Annotated in this window: 12 protein-coding genes; 5 read left to right on the top strand and 7 right to left on the bottom strand. The window is 52.2% G+C overall.

Translation table 11 applies throughout. The annotated features are described in order from the left end of the window. Positions 1 to 56: 56 nt before the first annotated feature. Positions 57 to 2,564 (top strand): ATP-binding protein, encoded by a 2,508-nt coding sequence (locus RC74_RS08775; RefSeq protein ID WP_169798725.1) that lies wholly within the window; start codon positions 57 to 59, stop codon positions 2,562 to 2,564. A gap of 35 nt (positions 2,565 to 2,599) precedes the next feature. Here RC74_RS08775 and RC74_RS08770 read toward each other — a convergent pair whose 3' ends face one another. Then, positions 2,600 to 3,268 carry a GntR family transcriptional regulator gene (locus tag RC74_RS08770; protein ID WP_039001908.1) on the bottom strand — a complete coding sequence of 223 codons (669 nt, stop codon included), beginning with the start codon at positions 3,266 to 3,268 and terminating at the stop codon, positions 2,600 to 2,602. A gap of 155 nt (positions 3,269 to 3,423) precedes the next feature. Between RC74_RS08770 and RC74_RS08765 the strand changes: the two genes are divergently transcribed. Continuing rightward, on the top strand, positions 3,424 to 4,830 hold the full coding sequence (locus RC74_RS08765) for an FAD-binding oxidoreductase (RefSeq protein WP_039001907.1): 1,407 nt from the start codon (positions 3,424 to 3,426) through the stop codon (positions 4,828 to 4,830). On the opposite strand, the gene hemC is transcribed toward RC74_RS08765, so the two are convergent. After that, positions 4,827 to 5,774 (bottom strand): hydroxymethylbilane synthase, encoded by a 948-nt coding sequence (hemC, locus tag RC74_RS08760; RefSeq protein ID WP_039001906.1) that lies wholly within the window; start codon positions 5,772 to 5,774, stop codon positions 4,827 to 4,829. The two genes, RC74_RS08765 and hemC, sit on opposite strands and share 4 nt — an antisense overlap. A 113-nt stretch (positions 5,775 to 5,887) precedes the next feature. On the opposite strand from hemC, the gene hemE reads away from it, so the two are divergent. Then, on the top strand, positions 5,888 to 6,919 hold the full coding sequence (gene hemE, locus RC74_RS08755; RefSeq protein WP_039001905.1) for a uroporphyrinogen decarboxylase: 1,032 nt from the start codon (positions 5,888 to 5,890) through the stop codon (positions 6,917 to 6,919). Here hemE and hemF read toward each other — a convergent pair. From hemF to clpS, 4 genes are read right to left on the bottom strand one after another with little or no spacing between them, the layout of a single operon-like run. Beyond that, complete coding sequence (gene hemF, locus RC74_RS08750) at positions 6,916 to 7,809, bottom strand: oxygen-dependent coproporphyrinogen oxidase (RefSeq protein WP_039001904.1); 894 nt, start codon at positions 7,807 to 7,809, stop codon at positions 6,916 to 6,918. The genes hemE and hemF overlap by 4 nt on opposite strands. Positions 7,810 to 7,820: 11 nt before the next feature. Continuing rightward, complete coding sequence (locus tag RC74_RS08745) at positions 7,821 to 8,627, bottom strand: SDR family NAD(P)-dependent oxidoreductase (RefSeq protein ID WP_039001903.1); 807 nt, start codon at positions 8,625 to 8,627, stop codon at positions 7,821 to 7,823. A 38-nt stretch (positions 8,628 to 8,665) separates the two neighbouring features. Next, positions 8,666 to 9,670 carry a class I SAM-dependent methyltransferase gene (locus RC74_RS08740; RefSeq protein ID WP_039001902.1) on the bottom strand — a complete coding sequence of 335 codons (1,005 nt, stop codon included), beginning with the start codon at positions 9,668 to 9,670 and terminating at the stop codon, positions 8,666 to 8,668. Between the two features lie 16 nt (positions 9,671 to 9,686). Beyond that, entirely contained in the window at positions 9,687 to 10,007 is a 321-nt protein-coding gene (gene clpS, locus RC74_RS08735) for an ATP-dependent Clp protease adapter ClpS (protein ID WP_039001901.1), read from the bottom strand. A 119-nt stretch (positions 10,008 to 10,126) separates the two neighbouring features. On the opposite strand from clpS, the gene RC74_RS08730 reads away from it, so the two are divergent. Both RC74_RS08730 and RC74_RS08725 read left to right on the top strand, forming a co-directional pair. Further along, positions 10,127 to 10,831 (top strand): HAD family hydrolase, encoded by a 705-nt coding sequence (locus tag RC74_RS08730; RefSeq protein WP_039001900.1) that lies wholly within the window; start codon positions 10,127 to 10,129, stop codon positions 10,829 to 10,831. 251 nt (positions 10,832 to 11,082) lie between these two features. Further along, the gene (locus RC74_RS08725) at positions 11,083 to 12,480 is read left to right on the top strand and encodes a D-alanyl-D-alanine carboxypeptidase family protein (protein ID WP_156477553.1); all 1,398 of its coding nucleotides are present in this window, start codon (positions 11,083 to 11,085) and stop codon (positions 12,478 to 12,480) included. Here RC74_RS08725 and ccoS read toward each other — a convergent pair. Beyond that, positions 12,477 to 12,635: a cbb3-type cytochrome oxidase assembly protein CcoS gene (gene ccoS, locus RC74_RS08720; RefSeq protein WP_039001899.1), complete on the bottom strand. Its 159-nt coding sequence runs from the start codon at positions 12,633 to 12,635 to the stop codon at positions 12,477 to 12,479. The two genes, RC74_RS08725 and ccoS, sit on opposite strands and share 4 nt — an antisense overlap. Positions 12,636 to 12,637 lie beyond the last annotated feature (2 nt).

The following is a 12,637-nucleotide window of genomic DNA, read 5'->3' as shown; positions in this document are numbered from 1 at the left end:
CTCCAATTGGGTTCTGGAGTCTTATACTTATCTGTTTGGGGGCGGCATATGTCCTAATGACAACGCGCTTTGAGACTACGGTCAATGCGACCTCACCCGAAATAGGCGGTACTGTTGATGCCCTCTCTTCGCTAGGAGATGCAGCTATCCTCCTTCGAAAAAGCGCGGATTTTGTATCGAAGTCGAAAGGCATGACGCAAACTCTCAGCAGCGATTTGAGCAATGCCTACGAAAAGATGGTTCACCAATTTAACGATTTGAATACGGGCCCAAAGTTTAAGGCCCTTCGCAGTGTTCCAGAAGTTCGGGCCGCGCTTTCACGCTATTTGAGGACTATTGAGGAGATTAAATTTGTTCACCTGTCCACGCCGGAGACGATTTTTGACCGTACGGAACAAATTGAATCCACCGCGCAACGAATGTCAGTTGAAATTCTCCTTATGGGTTTGGAGACGCTGCGTTTTATTGATAATCAGGTGGAAGACAAACTGAACGTAGCCGCAAAAAAATCCCAAAACCTGACCTACTTAGCAGCAGCTATGGCCACCCTCATCGCGTTTCTCACAGCCACACTATCGCTCAGAATAAGAACAAACTGTCGAAATGAACAAGCAATTTTGGAACTGGGCGCCCGCCTTACATCAACGACTGCGGCATCCCTCGATGCTATTTTAGTCGTTAACGAACACGGAATTGTACTAGATTTCAACAAGTCTGCTGAGAACTTATTTGGCCACACCAAGGCACAGGCGTTAGGGGGGAATATGATTGATCTATTCTTCCCCGAAGATCGGGTAGAGCCGTCCATGCGCTCGATACGTCGCTATTTGGCAACCGGCGACGATCATCTACTTGGTGATGGACGTGTTCAACTTGTCGCACGTCGCAAAAATGGAAAAACATTTCCCGTCGAACTTTCCATCGGAACGACGCATTCCCCGGACGGACGCCTTTTCATTGCATATTTGCGCGATATCTCGGCTCAACTAGCTGCGGAGACCGAACTCATGCAGGCTCGTGACAAAGCTCTCGAGGGGGGAAAAGCTAAATCCCGCTTTCTCGCAATTATGAGCCATGAAATGCGCACGCCCCTAAATGGCCTTCTCGGAACCTTGGACCTCCTCGCCCGAACTTCACTAACCACCAAACAAATCCAGTACCTAACAATTGCCGTGAAATCCGGCAACCATCTGCTAGAGCACGTGAACGATGTGCTGGATATCTCCAAGATTGAGGCTGGGCATGCAAAATCTGAAAAACGCCCATTCAACCTTTTCGACATCTTAGCCGAGGTTTGCGACGGTCAGCGTTCTCTGGCAAGTTCAAGGGGAAATAATCTCTCAATCGGGACCTCAGAATTCGAGTTGGGAACCGTGGTTGGTGATCCGGGAGCGGTACGGCAAATACTTCTGAACCTCGTCAGCAATGCCAACAAATTCACATCTCGAGGGAGTATTTTAATTGAAGCCGAAGACCTCGAAAACGATCTTGGAACAATCGAGTTTCGCGTAGCAGACACGGGATTGGGGATTGCCGAGAAAAGTGTTGGCGAAATCTTTACTGATTTTGTGACACTCGACCCCAATTTTGACCGCGAAGCCGAGGGTACAGGACTTGGCCTCCCGATTGCGAAGCGTCTTGTGGAAGCAATGGGCGGAGAAATTGGGGTGGAAAGCGAAGAGGGAGAAGGCAGTCTATTCTGGTTTAGAGTTCCGTTCGCAAGACATATGGATACGCTTGAGCAAGGAGTACATCTGCCAAAAGTTGCGACAGAAGACTCGCCACCCATTTTGTTCCAAAAGACTTTGAAAATACTGTTGGTGGAAGACAACCAAATAAATCGATTTGTTGCACGCGAAATGCTAGAAGCAGATGGGCATACAGTGACGGAAGCCCAGGACGGAGAAGAGGGCGCGCGGTTTGCAATCGAATGCGCTTTTGACGTGGTCCTCATGGACATATCCATGCCACGTTTGGACGGCGTGTCCGCAACCGAGCGTATTCGAGAGTCAAATTCCGACTATTCCGGTGTCCCGATTATCGCCCTCACGGCCCATGCTCTCCCTGACGATATCAAACGTTTTCAAGCTGCCGGAATGGGCTATTGCCTTGCCAAACCTGTCGTCCGCGACAAACTTCGCGAGATTTTGGCGAAATCTGTTTCACAGATTTTGGAGCCACACAGAAAGGAAAAAGGGGACGCTGAAACCCGAGACGGCGACGTTGCTCTTGTCAACCAAGACATCCTCTTGCAACTCCTCGAAATACTTGGGCAAACTCGTGTTGACGATCTGTTCAAAAGGTTTGTCGTTGAAGCAGAAACCACAATCGCCGAGCTCACTCGCATTAACGACCCGCTTCGTGTCCAAAACTCGATACCGCAAGTTCACCGTCTAGCTGGCTCTGCGTCCACATTTGGGGCGCAGCGCCTGCAGACAACCCTCGCAAATCTCGAGTCGATGGGAAAAGCCGGGCAAAATGACGGTTTCATCAACGAACTACCTTTCCTCCCCGCCATCCTAAATGCGTCGAAAGCCGCCCTAAACTCGGCGATAAACCCATAAATTTCTTACAATTTTGTCAAAAATGTATGGCACACTTAAAGTACCGAAAGGCGAAACTTTTTAAGAATATCCAATAGCTCTGAAGATGCGCGTTTGCGGTGCTCCCGAAAGAGTTCTGCAACCCCCGCCTCATCTCCAGCGGCAATCCCTTCCAGTATTTCCCGATGAACGCGCGTGGAATCCTCTGGAATCGCTCGCATGCGCAATGTCACCATTCGGGCACGGTGCGCCTGATCGAACAAAACCGAAACCATCGCCAAGAGGCGCTTGTTCCCGTGCAATTCTAGGAGCAACCGATGGAAGCGATCATCTGCATCGGCCCATGCATCCAGATCATTTGCCGTCAAAGCTTTTTCCATCTCCAATGTGGCCTGCTCCATGCCACTTAATTCTTCCTTACTCGGACGTCGGCGCGCCAAAGCTGCCGCAGCTTCAGGCTCAAGGGCAGTAAGTATCTCGTAAATTTCGGCCATGTCTTCTAGCGAAACAGGTAACACGCGCGCGCCTCTTCGAGGAATCAACTCAACCAACCCCTCCGCTTCCAGCTTAATCAAGGCTTCGCGTACAGGCGTCCGACTCATCCCCAAGAGCGTAGCAATTTCCGGCTCTGGCGCCTGAAACCCTGAGGGCATCCGGTTTGAAAGAATCTCTTCTTTCAAACGCAAATAGGCATCTGCCACTCGTGTCGTCTTAACTTCTGGCACTCTCGAATTCCCCCACAGACACAACTTTCTGAATCAAACGACTATGCAGGGGTTTCAGAAAAAATGCCAGTCGTCGGAAAGTTTTCCATACCGAATTGTTCACTGGCACTTCCAGCCATTTTGCGAGACAATCACATTCAAAATTGGGAATTTTAATGAACATTATTGCGGAACTTTCTAATCTACTTGGCGAAAAACACGTTCTGACAGGAGCAGACGTCTTAGCTTATTCAACAGATTGGACGGGAAAATACACGTCTAATCCGCTCGCTGTTGTCCGCCCCCTAGACACTCAGCAAGTCAGTGAAATCGTCAAACTGGCAGCTGCGAATCGAATCCCGATCGTTCCAATCGGTGGAAACACCGGACTTACTGGCGCAACTATGGCCGATGGAGCCATCTTACTCTCTCTTGGTCGGCTTAATACAATACGCGAAATGCGACCAGAAGCGCGCATCGCCATTGTAGAAGCAGGCGTCATTCTTTCAAACCTTCATACAGCAGCCGCAGAATTCGGTTTAAACTTCCCCCTCACATTTGGCGCGCGTGGGTCAGCAATGATTGGCGGGAATTTGGCCACCAATGCTGGCGGCTCAAACGTACTGCGCTATGGAAATACACGTGCGCTGTGTTTGGGGCTAGAAGTGGTGCTTCCGTCCGGTGAAATCATGGACCTGATGAGCGAGCTTCATAAGGACAACGCCGGTTATGATTTGCGCAATCTCTTTATTGGAGCCGAAGGGACGCTTGGAATCATCACCGCCGCAGTTTTGAAACTCGTGCCAAAACCAGCGGCCTATGGCACGGCAATGGTCGCACTCGCATCCCTTTCTCCCGCACTGGACTTACTCAACAAGCTGCAAATATCCACTGGTGGCGCGGTTGAAGCGTTTGAATTTATGCCGGCAAGCTATATGGAACTCCACGCCGAACTTTTCCCCAACGCGCGAGCTCCGTTCGAGAAAATCCACCCCGTCAACATTTTGGTCGAAATCGGCGCGACGGCACCACGCGACACATTGCCAAATGAAGTCGGCGAAATCCCGATTGTGGACCTGCTGGAAAATGCGCTAGCTGATATGATTGAGACTGGCGAAATTCTTGATGCCACCGTTGCGCAAAATGAAACACAGCGCATAGAAATGTGGCAACGTCGCGAACAAGCCGCCGACCTCGCGTTTCACAAAAAGCCGTTTGTGAACTGCGATATTTCCGTTCCTCTGGACAAAGTCGAAGTTTTTATTTTGGAATTTGAAAACCGATTAGCGCTCATCGATCCCGCAGCGACGACCCTTTATGTCAGTCATCTCGGCGACGGAAACGTCCATCCTACAATTTGGCCTAGCTCCGCGTCACCCGAACTTGAAGAACGCATTATTGAAGCCCTCGAAGATGTGGTTTCTGACTTGCGCGGCAGTTTTTCTGCTGAACATGGGATCGGCATTTCAAAGCTCGGGTCAATGGCGCGCCAAAAAGACGCGACGGCCATCGCGACCATGCGGGCGATAAAATCCGCGCTCGATCCCTTCGGGATTATGAACCCCGGGAAAGTTCTGCCCTAGAGCATCCAGTCAAAAAAATCTTCTGGTGCGCGGGCGCGTAAACGGTTCGCTAGCGTCAAACCCATTTCGGCACCAGTTGAAATGGGGCCGGAAATTTCGTCCGAAAGGCTTTCACTTCCATCGGGGCGGATGATTTCTCCTCGGAGGCGCAATGTCTCTCCCGAAATTTCCGCCAATCCCGCAATCGGAGTCTCACAAGAGCCATCAAGCGCCGCCAAAAACGCACGCTCGGCGACCAAGCGCTGGCCCGTCTGGATGTCGTGAATGGCTGCGAGCATCTCGCTTGACCGCACGTCGTCGGCCCTTTGCTCAATGCCGATCGCACCTTGCGCCACGGCCGGAAGCATCTCGGACACCTCAATCGCGCTCGCGACAACATGTGTCATTCCCAGCCGATTAAGACCCGCCATCGCCAAAAACGTACAGGAGGCCACCCCTTCGGAAAGTTTTTTCAGCCGCGTTTGCACATTGCCACGGAATTCGATTACGTCCAAATCGGGCCGTACTTTTTTGAGTTGTGCATGTCGGCGCATACTCGATGTCCCCACGACCGCGCCAAGGGGCAAATCGGCCAATCGCGCGACCGTCGGCGAAATAAACGCGTCACGCACATCTTCACGCGGTAAATATGTCGAAAGAACCAACCCTTCGGGCTGCTCCACGGGCATGTCCTTCATGGAATGCACTGCAATATCGATGGATTTGTCGAGCAAGGCCTCTTCAATTTCCTTGGTAAACAGGCCCTTACCGCCAATTTCCCGCAAAGCGCGATCCTGCACACGGTCGCCGGTGGTTTTGATGGCCACAATATTAAATGCCGCCTCAGGCAAATCAAATGCTGCCATCAAACGCGCCCGCGTTTCATAGGCTTGAGCAAGTGCAAGCGGAGAGCCACGGGTGCCGATATTCAGCGGTGCGTCGGGAGTGGGTAAAGTTGTTTTCATGCCCCGTGTTTACGCGCGGCAAATGCGCCTGACAATGCGTCAGTTGGCCTCTCTACCTTGACAACGCGGCCACGACACGAAAAGTGTTGCGTGAAAATCTATAGGGGCACGAAATGGCTGAACAGAAAAAACTATTGCGCGCATTGGCGGGTGAAACACTCGAAGTGCCCCCCGTATGGATGATGCGTCAGGCGGGGCGATATTTGCCCGAATATCGCGCCACGCGCGCTCAAGCGGGAGACTTTTTGTCGCTCTGTTACAATCCAGAACTAGCCGCAGAAGTTACCCTACAGCCCATCCGTCGCTATGGCTTTGATGCCGCCATCGTTTTTGCCGACATCCTGTTGTTGCCGCAAGCCTTAGGCGCAGATGTTTGGTTCGTTACGGGCGAAGGACCGCGCCTTTCAACGGTCACATCCGCAAGCGACTTCAATAAGTTGACCGGTGTTGATGGCATTCACGAGACGCTCAACCCAATCTATGAAACGTTAAAAATCCTCAAATCCGAACTTCCCAAAGAGACCGCTCTCATTGGTTTCGCCGGTGCCCCTTGGACCGTCGCGACCTATATGATCGCTGGACGAGGCACTCCCGATCAAGGCCCCGCACACGCGCTCAAATCTACCGACCGTGAGACTTTTCAAAACCTGATCGACCTCATCACTGAAGGCACGATTTCCTACCTTTCGGCCCAAATCGAAGCGGGCGCCGAAGTCGTCAAACTGTTCGACAGCTGGGCCGGTTCGCTTAAAGGGGCCGACTTCAATGATTTCGCCCTCGCACCAACCAAGCGCATTATTTCGCAACTCAAGGCACGCTTTCCACACATCCCCGTCATTGCCTTCCCACGGGAAGCGGGCGACGCCTACCTGGGATTCGCCAAAGCGACGGGCGCGGACTGCCTTGCAATCGACACCAAAGTTGACCTTGCTTGGGCCGCGAAAGAATTACAAAAAGATGGGTGCGTTCAAGGCAACCTTGATCCAAAACTTATGGTTGAAGGCGGGGATCGCTTGATTTCAGAAACCAAGCGGATCAAGGAAGCCCTGTCCAACGGCCCCCATATCTTCAACCTCGGCCATGGCATCACACCTGACGCAGACCCTGCAAATGTGGACGTTATGCTCAAAGCCCTACGCGGTTAGATCCATTTCGCCAACGGCGGAAGACTCATCAACACGGCCTCGGGATCATGACCACTCTCGAGGCCGAATTTCGTTCCGCGATCATACACCAAGTTATATTCCGCATAGAGACCTCGATGTACGAGTTGCGCCTCTTTGTCGGCCTCCGTCCATGGCGTATTGCGACGCCGTTCGGTGATCGGAAGGAAAGCCGCTAGGAATGCGCGTCCAACATCCTGAATGAAGGCAAAATCAACGGCCCAGTCACCCGTGTTGTGATCATCAAGGAAAATGCCACCCACGCCACGCGCGCGCTTGCGGTGTGGAATATAGAAATACTCGTCAGCCCACTCTTTGAATTTCGGGTAGTATTGCGCGTCGTGACGGTCGCAATGCGTTTTTTGCACTGCGTGAAAATCGAGCGTGTCCTGTTCGTATTCAAGGCAAGGGTTGAGGTCGGAACCGCCGCCAAACCACCAGCCATGTGGCGTCCAAAACATGCGGGTATTCATATGAACAGCTGGCGCGTGTGGGTTTTGCATATGCGCAACAAGGCTTATTCCAGAGGCCCAAAACCGTGGGTCGTCCGCCATTCCAGCAAGCCCCTTACGCGCGGCCATCGCCCTTTGGGCCCCCTCGCCAAGCTCGCCGTAAACCGTTGAAATATTGACGCCCACTTTTTCAAATACGCGGCCACCGCGCATCACACTCATCAGCCCACCGCCCGCATCACTGCCATCGGCGGACGTGCGTGAAGTCTCGCGCAACTCGAACCGACCTGCAGGAAGCTGAGAAGTAGGCCCTTCAGTTTGGCTATCTTCGAGCGCTTCAAAAGCGGCACAAATCTCGTTTCGCAAAGTCCCGAACCAGTCCGAAGCTTGAGCCTTCTGGGCGTCCATTTTATCTGTCATTTTATGTCTTTCTAGTGAGCGAGCGCCGCGACGGGGTCGAGCAACGTACGTCCACCATCGATTGTCACGATCTGACCGGTCATAAAGCCACTCGCGTCACTGGCTAAAAACTGTACGGACTCGGCAACTTCACTTGCGCTTGCGATCCGACCCAAAGGTGTATGGCGTGTAATGTTTTCGCGTAAACTCGTGTCCTCTTTGAGGGCATGCTTCAAACTCGCGCTCATTACGCTCCCAAAAGCCACCGAGTTCACGCGAATACGGCTCGGAGCCATTGCAACGGCAAAGGATCGGGTCATTTGATCCAAGGCTGCTGTGCTCACAGAAAGCGCCATTAAATTGGGGTTGGAGCGTTGTGCCGCAATGGACGATAGGTTCACAATCGACCCGATGCATCCCTCGCTTTGGCCGTCGTCCTCGGCCTGTTTGATCATCCGTTTGGCGACCGCTTGGCTTACCCGCAAAGGTGTCATCAGGTTCTGATCAAGCAGCTTGCTCACCCCGTCCGAGAGAGGGTTGAGCGGATCGGAGACAACGACTTGTCGGCTGCAATTCACAAGGATATCGACGCGATCAAAGGCGGATATCGTCGCGGAAAGAAGGTTGGCAATTGTGAGGCGTTTGCGCAAATCCCCTGCGAAGTAACGCACGGGACCGTCATCAAGGGGGCCATCTAGTTCATTTTGCAGGCGTTTTTCGTCCATGTCTGCAAACATGACATTGGCGCCTTTTGCCACGAAATGGCGCCCGATTGCCAATCCGACCCCGTTTGCTGCCCCTGTGATGATCGCCGTCTTGCCTGATATCGAAAAAGACATTCCCTAACCTCATTTTTATCGCCAAACGGAAGTTTAGATCACGAAGGCGCGCGAGTTTTTTGTACCGGTTGCGTTGCGTGGAACACTTTAAATTTATTGTCCCCAGAAACTTCAGTCACAACACGAAAGACCTCTTTTAAATGTGCTTCATAGGGCAAATGCCGGTTCGCGACGACCCAGAGATCACCACGCGGCTTTAAGAAGCGGCCAGCCGCCGATAGGAACGCCTTCCCGATATTGGGGTCGCCGACCCGCGAGGTATGAAACGGGGGGTTCATCACAATCGAGTCAAATGCGGGCAACGCCTTATAGCGTGTCACATCCGCCCAATGAAATTCCGCGCGGGGGTCGGTAATATTCTCACGTGCACACGTAATTGCGGCAAAATCTGCTTCAACCAGATGCACAGTTTTTACAGTTTCACGCTTGAGGATTTCACCCGTTAGCCAGCCCCATCCAGCTCCGAAATCACCCACGACTTCACCGAGTTTCGGCGGAAGTGCCCCGGCCAAAATCGCAGAGCCAGGATCAATGCCATCCGCCGAGAATACACCCGGGCGCGTCACAAACCCTGGAGCGGCAAGTTGCGCGTCTTTTGGGGCAGCCCAATCTTCAAAACTAGTTCCTGCTGGGAACCAGAAGATTTTTCCATGCGATTTTGAGATTGCAGCAGAGCAATCGGCCCTTTGGCGACACGCTTTAAACATGCCGTCGATTCCGTCAGTTTTCTGGCCATCAACCACAACAATCCCATCCGGACAAAACGCATTTGCCATAGCAATTGCGTCTCGTGCCTCGGCTTTGGCGCGCGGCAAGAAAACAACCGCCATCGAGAATGTGCCCTCTGCTTCTGTTAGGACTGTGAAGCCCGCGTTTTCAAGCGCATCAAAATCGGGTTTAAACCCTTGGACCGCGATAACACGTTCACGGGGCAGCGCGGAAAGATCACTGTCAGGGCCCGCGTTGAGAACAAGAATTTTACCGTCTTCGGGAAGGGTAAGAGCGGCACCAGAAAGCGCAAGAGAGAGGCGAAGATTTTGCATAATTCGGGCCGCGGCCCTATTCCTTTTCCATCGTGCACTGCAACGGGTGTTGCTTTTGACGTGCGGCATCCATGACCTGAGACACTTTTGTTTCCGCCACTTCATGCGAGAAAACACCGACAACGGCAATGCCCTTTTTATGGACCGTCAGCATCAGATCAAACGCCTGTTGATGCGACACGCCAAAAAAGCGCTCCAACACAAAAATTACGAACTCCATGGGCGTATAGTCATCGTTAAGGATCAACACCTTATACATAGGAGGCTTCGCCGTCTTGGTGACGGTTTTTGTGATAACACCCGCTTCGTTGTCTGGCGGATCATCTTTGTCAGACATCCTAGCGGGGGAGGTATTTTCGATTGACGTCACACGAGTATCCACTTCTTTTGTGACAGGAACATATAAGCTCGTTGGAGCTTATGTAAGGGGGGGCGAGGGGTTAGGTGGAGAGATTTATGCGAAAAATATCAACAATTGGGTTTGATGCGGATGACACGCTTTGGCAAAACGAGGCCTTTTTTCGCCTGACCCAAGACAAATTCGCCGTATTGTTGCAAGATTTCACACAGGCAGATCACCTCGCAGAGCGCCTTCTTGCAGCCGAACGCCGCAATCTTGGCCATTATGGATTTGGGGTGAAAGGGTTTATCCTTTCGATGATTGAAACCGCCATTGAAGTGACCGACGCGCGGGTTTCAGCACCTATTATTCAAGAATTGTTAGACGCTGGTCAGGACATGCTTAAGCACCCCATTCACTTGTTGCCCCATGTCGAATCCACACTCGAGATGCTGGCGCCGGATCACAAAATTCTTCTGATTACCAAAGGAGACCTTCTGGATCAGGAACGTAAATTGGCCCAATCCGGTTTGGGAGAATTTTTTGATGGAGTGGAAGTTCTATCAGACAAAAATGAAACCTCTTACCGTGGTGTTTTCGCGCGACACAATCTTAATCCAAATGAAGTGTTGATGGTCGGAAACTCCCTAAAGTCCGATATTATACCCGTCCTCGCCACAGGGGCGCGTGCCGTGTATGTACCGCACGGAATGACTTGGGAATTAGAGCACGCCACCATGCCCGTGGCCAGTGAGCGACTGGCTGAAATCCCCGACTTGTCACATCTTGGCGCGGCATTGAGCGCGTTCAACAATTCCTAGCCAGACGCACCAACTCCTACATGTAGAGGAGGTCACCGACGTAGGTACAAAATATTGAATGCAACACTTTCAAACTTAACGACTTTTTCCCAAAATTGGGTGTTTTCTGAATGAATCGGCTGTGCTAACGTTCCTGTAACAAAACAATGTCAGTCGGAAAATCGACGGCACGAGGCAGTTATAAAAAGGCGGGCGACGTGAAAACACGTCTAGGGCGGTACGTCCAATATAGATCGATTCTGATCGCGTTTATGTGCGCCACCATGTTTGGTGCGACCATGGCGCGTGCAGCCCCTTATGCCGCATATGTGATGGATGCGCGAACGGGTGAAGTCCTGCATTCCAGCAATGCTGATACGCGACTACATCCCGCTTCTTTGACAAAAATGATGACCCTATACGTGGTGTTTGAGGCGGTAGAGAACGGCGAAATTTCCCTCGACACCAAAGTTTTGATCTCAAAGAAAGCGGCAAGCGAACAGCCCTCAAAGCTCGGCTTAAAATCAGGGCAACGTATTGAACTTAGATATCTGATTCGAGCCGCGGCAGTCAAATCTGCCAACGATGCCGCAACGGCCCTTGGCGAAGCCATTTCCGGCAGTGAAGCCGCCTTTGCCCGCAGGATGAACCGCACAGCAAAAGCCATGGGGATGACCAAAACGACGTTTAAAAACGCACATGGTCTTACCGAATCCGGACATCTTTCGACAGCAAGCGATATGTCCAAGCTTGGGCGTCATGTTTTTTACGACTATCCCGCATATTACAACCTATTTTCCCGTATTTCGGCAGATGCAGGTGTTGCAACCGTCAACCATACAAACCGCCGCTTTTTGAAAGCCTACAAAGGGGCCGACGGAATAAAAACGGGGTACACGAACGCGGCCGGTTTCAATTTGGTCGCCTCTGCTGAACGTGGGAACGTTCGCATTATTACCACTGTTTTCGGCGGGCGCTCCACGGCATCTCGCAACGCAAAAGTTGCGGAACTCATGGACCTAGGCTTTCGACGCGCCCCCAAGACAGCCTCTATACGTAAGCCAAAACGCCCAGCATATGTTGGCAATGACGGCAGTGGTGCCGCCATGGCCGCAGCAACAAACACTGGTTCCAAAACAATCCGCATAGTGACCGCCGTAAACACAAGCCTACGCCCCATACCGCGTCCGACAGTTGTCATGACCGAGCAAGTGCCAATGGATGCAATTGCGGCCTCTCTCCAAGACACGATTGAAGATGCGTTACGTGAGGCACAAGACGTAAAGTTTGATGAAGTATCGCGTGCACCGCAAGCGCGACCAGAAGCTTTTGACACGCCTTCCGAGACCATCGTTTTGGCCGCCGTTACGCCAGAAGTTCACATCGCGCAAGAAACTCCCATCGTTGTGACACGTGTATCAAATTCCACAGACCGATACTGGGGTGTCACTGTTGGGACATTCAATACCCGCTACCAAGCGGAGCGTGCATTGCTCAAGACAGCCCTTCGGGAAATGGCGACTTTGGATGGCACCGTGCGCAAGGCGCAGAGTTCCAGCCAAGGTTTCAAAGCAAATTTCACGGGAATGTCTAAGGATGCCGCAGAACTCGCCTGCCGTCGTTTGTCCGCCCGTAGCACCCCCTGTGAAGTCATCACACCGGCATCTTAGGGGCGGGGTTCATCGTCCCAATCGTCGCTTAATATCCGTGCGCTGTCACCTTTAGGGTCTTCAAATTGCCCCCGCCGCAGCGCCCAAAAAAACGCACCCAGACCCAAGGCTCCAAGGCCAAGCGAAATCGGGATGAGGTAGGCGATAATCTGCATGT

Origin of the sequence: Falsihalocynthiibacter arcticus (assembly GCF_000812665.2) — a bacterium.
Taxonomy (GTDB): domain Bacteria; phylum Pseudomonadota; class Alphaproteobacteria; order Rhodobacterales; family Rhodobacteraceae; genus Falsihalocynthiibacter; species Falsihalocynthiibacter arcticus.
The sequence above is the reverse complement of the archived record's forward strand: the minus strand, read 5'-3'. Positions and strand labels throughout refer to the sequence as shown.

Bases quoted from the DNA above. Each gene is read 5' to 3' on its own strand.
- RC74_RS08775 (WP_169798725.1), top strand. From the start codon at position 57: ATGACAACGCGCTTTGAGACTACGGTCAATGCGACCTCACCCGAAATA.
- RC74_RS08765 (WP_039001907.1), top strand. From the start codon at position 3,424: ATGAACATTATTGCGGAACTTTCTAATCTACTTGGCGAAAAACACGTT.
- hemC (WP_039001906.1), bottom strand. From the start codon at position 5,774: ATGAAAACAACTTTACCCACTCCCGACGCACCGCTGAATATCGGCACC.
- hemE (WP_039001905.1), top strand. From the start codon at position 5,888: ATGGCTGAACAGAAAAAACTATTGCGCGCATTGGCGGGTGAAACACTC.
- hemF (WP_039001904.1), bottom strand. From the start codon at position 7,809: ATGACAGATAAAATGGACGCCCAGAAGGCTCAAGCTTCGGACTGGTTC.
- RC74_RS08745 (WP_039001903.1), bottom strand. From the start codon at position 8,627: ATGTCTTTTTCGATATCAGGCAAGACGGCGATCATCACAGGGGCAGCA.
- RC74_RS08740 (WP_039001902.1), bottom strand. From the start codon at position 9,670: ATGCAAAATCTTCGCCTCTCTCTTGCGCTTTCTGGTGCCGCTCTTACC.
- clpS (WP_039001901.1), bottom strand. From the start codon at position 10,007: ATGTCTGACAAAGATGATCCGCCAGACAACGAAGCGGGTGTTATCACA.
- RC74_RS08730 (WP_039001900.1), top strand. From the start codon at position 10,127: ATGCGAAAAATATCAACAATTGGGTTTGATGCGGATGACACGCTTTGG.
- RC74_RS08725 (WP_156477553.1), top strand. From the start codon at position 11,083: ATGTGCGCCACCATGTTTGGTGCGACCATGGCGCGTGCAGCCCCTTAT.
- ccoS (WP_039001899.1), bottom strand. From the start codon at position 12,635: ATGCAGATTATCGCCTACCTCATCCCGATTTCGCTTGGCCTTGGAGCC.